This is a genomic window from Microcoleus sp. OTE_8_concoct_300 (assembly GCF_031383065.1).
In the GTDB taxonomy this organism is placed as follows: Bacteria; Cyanobacteriota; Cyanobacteriia; order Cyanobacteriales; family Microcoleaceae; genus Microcoleus.
The window spans coordinates 1-13,296 of record NZ_JANMZH010000861.1 but is presented as its reverse complement, the minus strand read 5'-3'; the positions used below and the strand labels follow the sequence as shown (position 1 = coordinate 13,296).

Here is a 13,296-nt window from a genome sequence, read left to right as displayed (position 1 = left end):
TCCCGCCCGTCCAAAAAGGACGGGCGGGACGCCCATCCCACAATAACAATTAAAATTGTAAGTTATTTAATTCGCGATCCTTAGGATCGGCCGTTTCCCTACCCGATCATCTGTACTTCACTCAACTGAAAACCGCTATATTGACAACAGCCTTAATCCATGAAACACCGATAAACGTTCCCGCAGTGTGCCAGTTCCAAGGGTGGAATGCACGCACCCTCGATCGCCCACAAACCGTTAATAACATGAAGAAGAAGCCCACCCTCGGATCGAAGGTGGGCTCTGTTCATGCCAGCTTACCGACAGCTAGGCAATCGGGTCTCTTCGCTTGTAGACGTAAAAGCTGGGAAAAAGATCCGAACCTCCTAAAAAACTTCTCGCCCACAATAAAGCTTCAGCTTACCCAACCGGATCGGGAAAATTGCGCCTGCTGCGATGTTCCCCTGACATCGGGGAACACTGGGGCTTAAACTTTTCAATAGACTTCTGCAAAAAAGCTCGTCTTGAACCGGCAGGATGCCTAACCCCTACTGCCGACAAGAATTAAACTTGTTCCATAAGTCTCATATCCTCCTCTTTAACTTTGATATCGTTTCCAGTTGCATGGGAATGATAAAGTCAAGGTCAATAATTGCACATTCTCCGACTCCCCACTCCCCACGGACCACTCTCCATCCCGAACGGTGTAACCGGAATTGATATGAATTCCCAACCGATTAGGCATCGTGATCGTGTGCAAAGCGACGGAACAGAAAATCTAGGGCGTAGTTCCGCAAATTGTAGTATTCCGGATCTTCCATCATTTGAACCCGATCGCGCGGACGCGGAAAAGGAATCTCCAGAACCTCGCCAATTGTCGCCGACGGGCCGTTAGTCATCATCACCAGTCGATCGGCCAAAAACAGCGCTTCATCAATATCGTGAGTAATCATCAACACCGTACAGCGGTGATCGTTCCAGATTTTCAGCAACTCTTCTTGCAATTCCTCCTTAGTAATTGCGTCCAGAGCACCAAAAGGTTCGTCTAAAATCAGCACTTTCGGGCGAATTGCCAAGGCGCGGGCGATCGAAACCCGCTGCTTCATCCCCCCCGAAATTTGCGGCGGTCTTTTCTGGGCAGCTTCTGTCAATCCCACCATCGCCAAATGCTCATTGACGATCGCATTTTTTTCGACCTTCGACTTATTCGGAAATACAGCATGAACCGCCAGATAAACATTTTCAAACACGGTCCGCCAAGGCAGCAAAGCGTAACCCTGAAACACCACCATGCGATCGGGGCCCGGCTTCGTAATCCGCTGCCCGTTAATCGACACGGTACCCTGGCTCGGATGGCTAAAACCCGACACCATATTTAACAGTGTTGATTTGCCGCAGCCCGAGTGTCCGATCAGAGTAATAAACTCTCCCTCAGCTACATTCAGATTGACGTTTTCTAAAGCCCTGTAACCGTTTGGATATTCTTTGTAAACATTGTCTATCACCAAAAAAGGCTGGCGGCGATCGTTCTTAGACTTGATTTGGGTTTTGGTATCCGTCTGGTTGAGAGAAGTATTAATCATAGGTTTGGGAAATTGTGAGTGGGTGATTGGCGAAGGAAGTTCGGCAACGGATTATGTAACGGATGTAACGGATGTAACGGATGTAACGGAGGTCATGAAGAGGGAATTGCTCACTAGCAATTAGCAGTTAAAAACTCACAACTAACAATTAGCAATTACCCTGTTTTTATCCAACTAAAAACCGCTTTAAGCAGCTCTGCGGCCGGAATCGAGTACAACTTCAGCCATCGTGAAATCGCGTTTAATCGCCAGATTGTTGAGATAGCCGATCGGATCGTCAGCATTAAACACCGAGCCGTCAAACAAGCTGAGAGAACCGCGAGTGTAATTAATATCAGCCATCCCCAGCTCTCGCGCCGCCGTGCTGAACGCACCGACTCGCACCACCCGCTCCAGAATTTCCACCCAGTTGCGCGGGAACACAGTATCGCCCCAGCGCGCCATCTGCACCATGTGCCAGAGTTGTTCGGTGCGGCTTGGGCGATTCACCCCCTCTCCAGAAAACAAGTGGTGGGCGTATTCCCGCATCGGAGTATCGAGGTTGCAAGCAAAAGATTTCGGGTCGCCTAGTTGGATGTAACTCTTATCAGTGGCGACATACTCCCTTCCCGCGACAATTTCCGAAACCTCGGCGGCGTGATTTGGATCGGCGCAATAGTGGCAAGCTTCCAGCAAAGCTTTGACTAGAGCAATGTGAGTGTTGGGATAAGCATTTGCCCAGTCTTCCCGAACTCCGAGAATTTTCGCGGGGTGTCCGGGCCACAGTTCCAAATCTGTCGCCACCGTAAAGCCGACTCCTTCCATCGATGCCCGCAAGTTCCAAGGTTCGCCGACGCAGAAACCGTCAATAGTGCCGCCCTGCAAGTCAACGATCATCTGAGCCGGTGGGATATTTTTCAGCAACACATCGTGATCCGGGTCAATGCCGCCGGAAGCCAGCCAGTAACGCAGCAACAGGTTGTGCATCGAAGAAGGGTGCACGATCGCCATACGGTGCGTTTGCGCGGGCGTTCTCTGGAGCATTTCTTTAAAGTCTGCCAGAGTGTAGATCCCTTGGTCGTAAAAGCGCCTCGCGAGGGTAATTCCGTTGCCATTGCGGCTCATGGTGAGGGCTGTAACCGTCGGAATCGGCTTCTCTTGGTGGCCCCCCAAGCTCAACCACACCGCCATCCCAGAGGGCATTTGAGCTGCGTCTAAGTAACCTGCGGCGATGCCGTCTACGATGCCGCGCCAGCTTGTTTCCCGCACGAGGTGGACTTCATCGAGGCCATGCTTGGCAAAAAAGCCTTTTTCTTTGGCGACAGCGAGGGGAGCACAGGCTGCCAGCGGAATAAAGCCGAGTTCGAGGTTGACTTTTTCCAGGCCGTGGCGGGCGATCGCGGGTACTTTCCGCGCCCGCAGTTTTTTCACCCGCTTCTGCTGGTTGAGGAAGTAAATCATTTCGCTACGTAGAGCGTAGTAGCTGGGGTGTGAGACGACTTCCATGCGCTGGCGGGGGCGGGGGATGTCTACTTCGAGAATCCCGCCAATCTTCGATTCTGGGCCGTTGGTGAGCATGACAATGCGATCGCTCAGCAACACCGCCTCATCCACATCGTGAGTTACCATCAGGGCGCTGATTTCGTACTCTTGGCAAATTTCCATCAACTTTTCTTGCAAGTTGCCGCGAGTCAAAGCATCCAAAGCGCCGAAGGGTTCGTCTAAGAGTAACAGTTTGGGGCGCAGGGCCAGAGCACGGGCGATCGCCACGCGCTGTTTTTGTCCGCCCGACAGCAGTGCCGGTTGCTTCTCGGCGTGGGGCGTCAAGCCCACCATATCGATGTGTTTTTGAATGATGTCGAGGCGTTCCGCCTTGGGTAAGCCGCTCATCACCGAATCTACAGCTAGAGTAATGTTTTCTCTGACCGTCCGCCAAGGTAGCAGCGAATAGTTTTGGAATACTACCATGCGATCGGGGCCTGGCTGGGTGATTCTTTGCCCGTCGATCGTCACCAATCCTTCTGTGGGTAGGTCCAAACCTGCCACCATATTTAGTAGCGTAGATTTACCGCAGCCGGAGTGTCCGATTAAGGAGATAAATTCTCCTTTTTTAATTTCTAAGTCGATGCCTTTGAGGGCTATGTATGTGCCGCCGTCTGTTAAATTAAATACTTTTCCGACTTGTTCTACTGCAATCAAAACTGACATGGTTTTCTTGCCTTTTTTGTAGGTTTGTTATTTCGATACCTGCTAATTAACTTCCCAGGCAGAGCCTAGAAGTAGAGTGGAGGGAGAGACTGGAAGCATAAATACTGTTACTTTCCCGTAGAAGATTATCTACTTCTTCCCTCTTCTTCCTTCGTGTTCTTCGCGTCTTCGCGGTTAAATAATCCTAATTCTTCCCGCCCCAAAGAAGTAACTCACAACTACTTTCCTTGAGAAGGAGCAATCTTTTGCTGCAACCAAGCCATCAGCCGATCGAGCAACAAACCAACAGCCCCAATATAGAACACCGCTAACAGAATTTCGCTGATGTAGTTTTGCTGGTAAGCATTCCAAATAAAGAAGCCGATACCCGTAATCCCAGACATCACAATTTCCGCAGCAATAATCGCCAGCCAAGCCAAACCGATCGCAATTCTCAATCCTGTGAAGATATAAGGAAGCGCCGACGGAAACAAAATATTCATGTAATATTCCTGACGAGAAAGCTGCAGCACTTTCGCCACGTTGTTGTAATCGTCGGGAATTTGGCGAACACCTTCAGCCGTGTTGATTAAAATCGGCCAAACTGAAGTGATAAAAATCACGAACAAAGCAGCAGGTTCGTTTTGTTGGAGTGCAGCCAGGGCGATCGGCACCCAAGCCAAAGGCGCCACCATCCGCAAAAACTGGAAAATCGGATCTAAAGCCCTGTTCAAGAAGGGATTCGTACCTACCACAACCCCCATGGTAATTCCCACAGCGGCCGCGAGAGTGTAGCCTTTTGCCACCCGTTCCAAACTAGCCAAAGTCTGCCAAAATAAGCCGACTCCGTAGGTTTTGGAGTTCATAAAAGGATACATCAACAATATCCGCGTCCGTTCGTCAGTCCAAACGCTGCTGGGTCCAGGCAATTTGATAATTCCCGTACTCGACAGGAATTGCCAAACCAACAGAAATCCAATTAATCCCAAAATTGGCGGCAAGATATTTGGGGAATTTTTCTTCCAAAACTCGCCCAATGCTCCTTGGGCATCGACTCTGCCTCTCCGATTTGCGCTGACAGCCATCTTGTTAATCTCCTATGTTTCTGCTGTTTTTTTCTAGACTAAATTATGCGAAGCTAAGACCCCATCACGCTTTTTTAATTGCCAAACTATTAATGTAAGCTTCTGGATTTTCGGGGTTAAATTCTTTGCCGTCAAAGAACTTTTCAATGCCGCGAGACGTATTTTTCGGAATGTCAGCCTCAGCAACTCCGGCTAATTTGGCTGCGGCTTTCCACAAATCTTCTCGGTTGACTTTATCGATGATTGTCTTAGAATCTGCCAAGGTTTTTGTGGGCAAGAAACCCCAGCGCACGCTTTCGGTTAAGAACCACAAATCGTGACTCTTGTAGGGATAGGAAACGTTGCCGATGTCGTCTTTCCAGTACAGCGGACTAATCTTGAAGTCGTTGATGTCTGGTTTGCCGTCGCCCATGACATACTTGCCTTCATAGGGAGGCATCAAAACCGTGGGAGATACGTCAAAGAAATTTTTGCCAGAAACAATGGCGACCAATTCGGCTCGATGTTCGGGCTTGTCGCACCACTGCTGTGCCTCAATTAGTCCTGCGAGTATGGCTTCGGTGGCTTTGGGGTGTTTGTCTACCCAGTCGCCGCGAATTGCTAGATATTCCTCTGGGTGATCTTTCCAGATTTCGGCAGTCAGGGCGGACATGAAGCCGATGTTTTCTTTGACAATCCGCAGCGGCCAGGGGTCGCCGGTGCTGAAACCGTCCATGCTTCCGGTTTTCATGTTGGCGACGGTTTGGGCTGCCGGTACTGTTAGCAGTTCGACATCTGCGTCGGGATTGATGCCGTTAGCTGCCAGCCAATAGCGAATCCACAAGTCTTGGTTAACTTTGGGAAAAGTGTAGGCTGCTTTGAAGGGCGTGCCTGCTTGTTTGAGGCCTTTGATGTAGTCTTGGGCCGCTTGATCTAGTTTAAGTCCGATCCCTTTGCCTTGGTGTTTGGCCGCGATCGCAATTCCATTTCCCTGAGTGTTCAACTGGGCTAGAACATACATCGGGATTTGGGCGCTGTTTTTGGTAATCAGACCTTTACTAATTAGATAAGGCATCGGCATTTGCCACTGGCCGCCGTCAATGCCGCCGCCTGCAGAGCCGATTTCTACGTTATCTCTGGCCGAACCCCAGTTGGCTTGCTTAGCAATAGTTACCTCAGTCATCCCGTATTTGGCAAAAAAGCCTTTTTCTTGGGCAATGATTAAAGGTGCTGCTTCGACGATCGGGATGTATCCCAATGTGATTTTAGTGCTTTCAATTCCTTCGACTCTTTTCTCGTTGGCAACAGCCATTACTGAGGTAGCCGCGGGTATTGCGCCGCCAGCACCGGCAGTTGCACCGGGTTCTGGGGGATTTCCCAAACAGCCTTTGAGCAGTATTGAACTGACTGCAGATGCACCTGCTGTAACGATAAATTTACGCCGAGAAAATTGCTCTGAAAATTTTGTCATAGTCTAGCCTCGCTGCAATTCATAATCTTCTGTAACGACATCACTGAAGTTTATCAAGGCGCTTTTTTTCTGTTCGCTAAGGGAATTTAGCGAACTGTTTTGAGCGCTCCTTGGCAGGAGAGAGCAAAAGATTTATCGCTAGCATAAGTCTTTAAACTATCCCTGCTGATTTGACTTTTTTGATTAATATCGATATTTCGATCGGCCGAGTTCTGTGAACTCACTTTTTGCGAGCCGCACATTTTCTTGGCTTGATAATTAACTCTACCGTACTCGTGCCACAATTCTAAAACAATTATTAAATTTGATTGATAAGTAAATCTTTTAGGATGACGCTATCGATAACGAACGGTTGGTTCGGGCGATCTGGTTTGCTTATCAAAACTGGTTCAAACTAAGACTTGCTGGGTAAGGGTTGTAGCGAATGGCGATCGGGGGGCATTCAAATCAATTGTCAATAAGCGGCAAAGATCTGAGCCACCGTACATTTAGTTTTTTAATATATGTCTACTTTTTTAAGGTGGCGGTTAATTGTAGTCTACAATACAGAAATAATTTTTTGTTACGGTATTGCAGTTGCTTGAATTTCTAACCATTCTGCTTTACTTTCAATTAAACCGCTCTGGTTGGGAGGATTGCGTTCCATATAAATACTTACTAACTCCTCAAGAAAAGTATCATAAATTTCTGGAGGTATCCTCGTACTCAAAGAAAACCAATCTTTTTCAACTCGTTGCTTTATTTCTGTTTTGCTATTATTATCCTTTAACGGATAGGAAAAAATTTCTACGCTATCTGTAGTAAATCCCACAGCTTTTAACATTTCTCTATATTCTGCAGGCGAATAAAACTGATAACTAAGATTATTTAATTCTTTCCATTTACTATCCAGGAGTAATTCTTGCAACACAAAATGAAAAGAGTTGTTAGAGCCTTCACCTAAAAACGATAGTAAAATTTTCCCTGAAGGCTTGAGCGCTTCTTTAAACCTTGTCAGCACGGGGATATGATTGTGGATATAATGAAGAGCTCCACAAGAAACAATCACGTCAAATGAATTTTCAAATTCAAGGCTTCTCACATCGCCTACTTGAAATTCTAAATTCGGGTGATTTTGGCGATCGAACTTATTTTTAGCAAACTCTATAACTTCCGGAAATACATCACTACCAATAACATAACTTTGGGGCAATAATTTGGAAATTTCTGCCGTTATTCTCCCGTCTCCACATCCTACGTCTAGAATTTTTTCGTCACCTCGCAATTGGAGTTGTGATATTAAATCCATCATGCGAAGATGAAAGGGAAAAGGGTTATTGTAGTAAGAGTCTATAGTAGATGAATACATAGCTAAAAAATATTAATTGCAGATTTATCAGTAACTTTCAACGATTTAAATTAAATCACACCTACTGCATTAATGCACAGAGTTTTAACATTTCGTCATAAAGGTGAGTGAACACACCTGCCAGTGGGTATATAGGTATTGCCGGGATACGGATATGGTTGGCGAATTCCGATCGGTATTGTAAAACTTTATTAAGGTTATAAGTAGCAGTAAGCAAGAGTAGTATCCTGTAGTCAGGAGGTTTGTACAAGACATCGGTCGGTCAATTAATTAACTCCGATGTGAATGGCGCCTACAACATTTTGAGAAAAGCAATCCCAAATGCGTTTAGCAATGGGATAGAGAGCTGCGTAGTTGGGCCAATGCGGGTTAATCCGCTCAAAGTAAAAGTGAAGGGGGAGGGACTTGATGCCTCCCATGTCATGCCATAAATGACTATGCTTTTGCCAGCTATATCGAACAGTGTTTTTCACTTCCAGGAAGATCCCGCTCACCGATGTCCAGAGTCCGAGCCTCGCTCTTCTAACAGGAAAATTGGAGGCTCTTCCTCCGGATCTGTGTTACCAGGCAATTCGATCGCCCAAGCTGTAGCGATGGGCCTGCGAGCATTTTGAGTTGGATGCCGGAGGTTTGACAAGCTTGGACGGCTGCGATCGCAATTCATGACTCAATGCTATCAATTGGTAGTCTGCTAGCCCAAAAGACTGAGCGCCAATTAGACAATTGAATTGAGATTTTGGGCGGCCTCGTTCAATTGTTGAGTGCCTAATTTGGTTTGAGTAATACCACTAGCGGTTTCTTGTGCCGATTGGTTGAGGCTGTTCATAGCATCGACTACTTGTTGAATGGCAACTGCCTGTTGTTCGGCAGTTAAAGAAATTTGTTGATTGTTCAATACCACATTGTTAACAGCCTTTGCCACTTCTGAGAAAGCTGCTGCCGTTTCTTGACTTATTTTGGTTCCTTCTTCTACTGTTTTAGTACCCTCCTTTGTCACCATTACGGTGGAATCGATCGCATTCTTGATATCAACGACAAGGTTGTTAATCTTCTCGGCAGATTTCTTACTTTGATCTGCTAGTTTGCGGATTTCTGTGGCTATGACAGTAAAACCTTGGGCGTTTTTGCCTGCCCGCACCGCTTCTACTGAGGCATTCAGTGCCAGCATATTCGTTTGATTTGCTAAATCTGTGACAGCACTAGAGATATTGCCAATCTGATTGGTTTGTTCGCTCAACCGCAGAATTTCTGCTGCAATTGCCCCGACATTTTCTTTCAATATTGTCATCGATTGCAGGGTTTGCTCCACTGCTAGGGCTCCCCTTTCAGTGATCTCTAAAGCTTGCCGTGCAGAGTCAGCACCAGCTTGGGCTTGCTGGGCTGATTGTTGGGAAGCAGCGCCCAACTCATCCATTGTGATGGTAGTTTGATTTACAGAGCTAGATTGCAGTGTGGCTGTGCGTTCCTGCTGTTCAACTGTGGCCGCAATCTCTGTGGAAGAACTGGCGATCGTATTTGCTACCTGATTGATTGGTCGGATAATTTTATCAGAAATAAATAATACAATAAATGAACCCCATACTACAGCAACAACCGTACCTCCTATAGAAAAAATTGCCGCTAATTGCTCCGACTGTTTTGCTAATTTTGTTCGTTCAAGCAGTAGAGCATCTTCTAAATTAAGCATTAGTGCCAGCTTAGCCCTGATTTCATCCATAATTATCTTGCCTTTTTTTGAAAGAACCACAGCTCTTAGCTGTGGTTCTTTTCCAGCCCTTTTCAGGGATATAGTTTCCGCTAATTCATCTAGTTTTTGCTGACCAATTATTTCAAGTTGCTCCAAATTTTTAACTTGTTCGGGGTTATCTTGTATTAACTCTTTTGTCTCCTTTGCGGTTTTATAAAAGGCGATTGTCCCATTTTTGTAAGGTTCTAAAAATTCCTCGTTCCCAGTGAAGATAAACCCCCGCTGTCCTGTTTCAGCATCCACTAAATATTTTTCTAGGGCTTGCAAATTTGTTTTAACTACATAAGTGTGCGTTTGCCACTTAATAGCTTCTGCTAAATTATCCATACTATATTTAGTTGCAAATCCGCTGCTAATCATTAACAAAAAAATGGAGCCGAACCCCAACGGGACTACTTTACTAAGCCGAATAATATTTTGCGACATTTCACTTTTTACTTTTTGATTAGGTGTTTACTTTTGCCAAATTAGCGCTCAATTGCACTTAAGTATAATTACTTATATTGCTGAGGCCTTCAGCCAAGCTCTATCTCAATTCCCCTTCCCCAGATTGCAGATATAGCGGTTCTCAAAAAAGTGAGGTATGCCCTATGCCCTATGCCCTATGCCCTATGCCCTATGCCCTATGCCCAGTCGTACCTCATCTTTCTGAGAAATGCTATATAAGCATCCTCAAGATATAGCCTTTCTCAGATAGATGAGGTACAAGTTTAGATTTTAGATTTTAGATTGGGGGATTGGGGGATTGGGGGATTGGGGAATTGTTAATTAATTCGTGAATACCTCATCTTTCCGAGAACCGCTATAATTACTTTTATTGATTCCATAATATAACTTCATTAAACGGAAAAATGCCATAAAAGTTTATATTAACCAGCACTTACGCACCAACTATACCTGTAGTGGCAAGCTGCGCACTGGACACCTTAAGCTGTCGCGCATTTAAATTGCATGTTCTCCGCAGGCGGGACGCCCACCCCACAAGAGTTTTATTGTTTTTTGACATACAATTTAAATCCAGAACAGCTTACCACTACAGATAGTGTAAAAAATGATTCATGGCGTAAGTCCTATTAACGTAAGTTGCTAAGGATCGCGAATTAAATAACTTACAATTTTAATTGTTATTGTGGGATGGGCGTCCCGCCCGTTCAAAAAGGACGGGCGGGACGCCCATCCCACAAACTTGTGGAAGTTATTTAATTCTCATTCCTAAGCTGTGGTGCATTTAAAATGCGTATTTCAGAGGTTGAAACCCAATACTTGCTTAGATAGCCTCGAAAATTTAAATGATGAACAGCTTAGTTATGTCCTATAGCAATCCTAAATGATTTGCGTAATTATTGTAGGGGCAATCCCCCCGTGGTTGCCCCGATAGATAGGGGGTAGGCACTCTTGGCACTACCCCTACAAATTTATCTGAATGATTTAGGATTGCTATATATAGCCTTTCTCAGAAAGATGAGGTACGACTGGGCATAGGGCATAGGGCATAGGGCATAGGGCATAGGGCATAGGGCATACCTCACTTTTTTGAGAACCGCTATACATTGATTTACCCTATCCCCAACCCCCCAAGACTTGCTGGGTAAAGGTTGTAGCGGCCGATCGGGCAGCCTTCAAATCTATTGTCAATAAGTTGCAAACATCGCAGCCACCGCACATTTACTTTGTTAATGTATAGCCTTTCTCAGAAAGATGAGGTACTATAGGGCATAGGGCATAGGCCCGCGCAGGGCATACCTCACTTTTTTGAGAACCGCTGTATGTCTATTTTTTACCAGGTTAATTGTAGTATTTTATACAGAAATAATTAACTTTTTACAATTTGGCTGTTTTCTAAGGGTTAACTGGTTTTCATTGGTGGACTAAAATCGGCGCTTAATCGTAAGTAATTTACCGGATATAGCGGTTCTCGGAAAGATGAGGTATTCACGAATTAATTAACAATTCCCCAATCTAAAATCTAAAATATAAAATATAAAATCTAAACTTGTACCTCATCTATCTGAGAAAGGCTATATGATATGACGTGGGCTTTTAGGTTCGATTTCTGTAAAACAGAGAAACCCGGTTTCTTGAAGAAACCGGGTTTCTGAACACCCGAAATTACTAATCGGTGGCAGTACCTACAAGTTCGATCGCACTTTTGTGCAGCAGCTTAGTTGGGCGGGTCAAAGCGGTTGACGGAGAGAGCAACACCGATCATCGGTAGCGCTACGCCGAAGCAAATCAGCCACTGATCCAGATTCATCGGAGCCGTGTCAAATATGCGATTGATAAACGGAGAATTAGCAAAGATAATTTGCAAAATCACCGCTAGGACAATTCCCACACCGAGGGCGGGAGCACCGCTAACTTCTTCCTTAGAACCGCTAAATTTAGCAATCAAAGAAGGCAACAATTGGCTGAGGCTCAACAGGTAGAAAATTCTACCCATTACCAAAGCTTGAATCGCCATCGTGCGGGCGAGTTCGATCGTTCCCCAAGGAGCTTGGCGTACCCATTCAAACATTCCGAAAATCAAAGTCCAGTTGTAAAGAGAAATAGCGATGATTCGCTTGATCCGATTTGCAGTCAGCAAAGGTTCGTTTGCTGGTCGGGGCTGCTGTTTCATGACTCCCGCTGACTTGGGTTCGAAAGCCAGAGGCACAGTCATGGTGATGGAGTTGAGCATATTCAGCCAGAGAATTTGTAGCGATAAAATCGGCAATTCTCGACCCAGGAGGGTGCTGAGCAAAATTGTCATCGATTCTCCGCCGTTGACTGGGAGAATGAAGCTGATTGCTTTGAGCAGATTTTTGTAAACAGATCGCCCTTCTTCGACAGCACATTCGATCGACGCAAAGTTATCATCGGTAAGAATCATGTCGGCGGCTTCCTTAGAAACCTCAGTACCGCTGCCCATCGCAATGCCGATATCGGCTTGTTTGAGGGCGGGCGCGTCGTTAACGCCGTCTCCCGTCATCGCCACGATTTCGCCTTGAAGTTGCAAAGCTTCTACGAGGCGGAGTTTTTGTTCTGGGGCGACGCGGGCAAAAACTGAGCCGGCTTCTACGGCTTCGCCGAGTTCCTGCTTGCTCATTTCGGCGAGTTGAGCGCCGGTGTAGGCTACAAGTTCTCTGTGGTGCTTGGTTTTGCGGAATCCCATGCGGCGGGCGATCGCCTTGGCTGTAGCGATGTGGTCGCCGGTAATCATTTTGACTTGGATGCCGGCGGTTTGACAAGCTTGGACGGCTGCGATCGCTTCTGCCCGCGGCGGGTCAATCATGCCTTGGAGTCCCAAGAAAATCAGCCCTGACTCCAAATCCGAGTGATCGACGGAATTTTGGCTTTGCGGTACTGACTTTTTCGCTAAAGCCAAGACGCGCAAGCCTTGCTTTGCCATTGCATCCACTTGGTGGTGAATTTGTGCGCTCACGACTTCTACCGGATTTCCTTGAGTGTCGAGACTGGAACCGCAGCGGCCGAGAATTGATTCTACTGAACCTTTGACGTACAAAATTTTGCCAGTGGGAATTCGGTGCAGCGTCGCCATGTATTGAAACTGAGATTCAAAGGGAATTGAATCGAGCCGCTGCATTGACTTTTCTAAAATTTGCTGGCTCAAATCAGCTTTTTTGCCCGCAGCAATTAACGCTCCCTCTGTCGGATCTCCGACGACAATCCAATTATCGTCTTTGAATTCCAGGTGAGAGTCGTTGCAAAGGATTCCAGCTTGCAAACATTCTTGCAAAGTAGGAGTTTCGCTGACAGTAATTGGCCGTTGGTTGAGCTGAATTTCACCTTCGGGGCTGTAAGCTGTTGTGCATTTAAAACGCATATTGGTATAATATAACATAATGATATTCAGAAAAAGTGAATGCCTGCTAAAAACTTTCTAAGTTCCGAAACAAAGGAAACTCTTCAACAAGTATTAAAAGAGCATGAGCATCCAG

At 46.0% G+C, this 13,296-nt stretch carries 7 protein-coding genes and 2 pseudogenes; 1 reads left to right on the top strand and 8 read right to left on the bottom strand.

Annotated elements, in window-relative coordinates:
- Nucleotides 1-716: 716 nt before the first annotated feature.
- From ACUVJL_RS37780 to ACUVJL_RS37760, 5 genes are all read right to left on the bottom strand, one after another.
- The gene (locus ACUVJL_RS37780) at nucleotides 717-1,562 is read right to left on the bottom strand and encodes a nitrate ABC transporter ATP-binding protein (RefSeq protein ID WP_445250497.1); all 846 of its coding nucleotides are present in this window, start codon (nucleotides 1,560-1,562) and stop codon (nucleotides 717-719) included.
- Between the two features lie 186 nt (nucleotides 1,563-1,748).
- On the bottom strand, nucleotides 1,749-3,749 hold the full coding sequence (locus tag ACUVJL_RS37775) for a nitrate ABC transporter ATP-binding protein (RefSeq protein WP_445250496.1): 2,001 nt from the start codon (nucleotides 3,747-3,749) through the stop codon (nucleotides 1,749-1,751).
- 218 nt (nucleotides 3,750-3,967) lie between these two features.
- Entirely contained in the window at nucleotides 3,968-4,813 is an 846-nt protein-coding gene (ntrB, locus tag ACUVJL_RS37770; protein WP_445250495.1) for a nitrate ABC transporter permease, read from the bottom strand.
- Between the two features lie 64 nt (nucleotides 4,814-4,877).
- Nucleotides 4,878-6,263, bottom strand: coding sequence for a CmpA/NrtA family ABC transporter substrate-binding protein (locus ACUVJL_RS37765; RefSeq protein WP_445250494.1), 1,386 nt, complete (start codon nucleotides 6,261-6,263; stop codon nucleotides 4,878-4,880).
- 562 nt (nucleotides 6,264-6,825) lie between these two features.
- On the bottom strand, nucleotides 6,826-7,611 hold the full coding sequence (locus ACUVJL_RS37760) for a class I SAM-dependent methyltransferase (RefSeq protein WP_445250493.1): 786 nt from the start codon (nucleotides 7,609-7,611) through the stop codon (nucleotides 6,826-6,828).
- 239 nt (nucleotides 7,612-7,850) lie between these two features.
- Here ACUVJL_RS37760 and ACUVJL_RS37755 point away from each other — a divergent pair.
- Nucleotides 7,851-8,042: pseudogene (locus ACUVJL_RS37755) on the top strand (RNA-guided endonuclease TnpB family protein); the annotation flags it as partial.
- 59 nt (nucleotides 8,043-8,101) lie between these two features.
- On the opposite strand, the gene ACUVJL_RS37750 reads toward ACUVJL_RS37755, so the two are convergent.
- The 3 genes and pseudogenes from ACUVJL_RS37750 to ACUVJL_RS37740 form a co-directional block, all read right to left on the bottom strand.
- Entirely contained in the window at nucleotides 8,102-8,275 is a 174-nt protein-coding gene (locus ACUVJL_RS37750; RefSeq protein WP_445250492.1) for a hypothetical protein, read from the bottom strand.
- 51 nt (nucleotides 8,276-8,326) lie between these two features.
- Nucleotides 8,327-9,784, bottom strand: a complete 1,458-nt coding sequence (locus tag ACUVJL_RS37745; protein WP_445250491.1) for a CHASE3 domain-containing protein — start codon at nucleotides 9,782-9,784, stop codon at nucleotides 8,327-8,329.
- A gap of 1,735 nt (nucleotides 9,785-11,519) precedes the next feature.
- A pseudogene (locus ACUVJL_RS37740) lies at nucleotides 11,520-13,163 on the bottom strand (HAD-IC family P-type ATPase); the annotation flags it as partial.
- Nucleotides 13,164-13,296 lie beyond the last annotated feature (133 nt).

Coding starts and splice junctions, on each gene's coding strand:
- ACUVJL_RS37780 (WP_445250497.1), bottom strand. CDS start 1,562: ATGATTAATACTTCTCTCAACCAGACGGATACCAAAACCCAAATCAAG.
- ACUVJL_RS37775 (WP_445250496.1), bottom strand. CDS start 3,749: ATGTCAGTTTTGATTGCAGTAGAACAAGTCGGAAAAGTATTTAATTTA.
- ntrB (WP_445250495.1), bottom strand. CDS start 4,813: ATGGCTGTCAGCGCAAATCGGAGAGGCAGAGTCGATGCCCAAGGAGCA.
- ACUVJL_RS37765 (WP_445250494.1), bottom strand. CDS start 6,263: ATGACAAAATTTTCAGAGCAATTTTCTCGGCGTAAATTTATCGTTACA.
- ACUVJL_RS37760 (WP_445250493.1), bottom strand. CDS start 7,611: ATGTATTCATCTACTATAGACTCTTACTACAATAACCCTTTTCCCTTT.
- ACUVJL_RS37750 (WP_445250492.1), bottom strand. CDS start 8,275: ATGAATTGCGATCGCAGCCGTCCAAGCTTGTCAAACCTCCGGCATCCA.
- ACUVJL_RS37745 (WP_445250491.1), bottom strand. CDS start 9,784: ATGTCGCAAAATATTATTCGGCTTAGTAAAGTAGTCCCGTTGGGGTTC.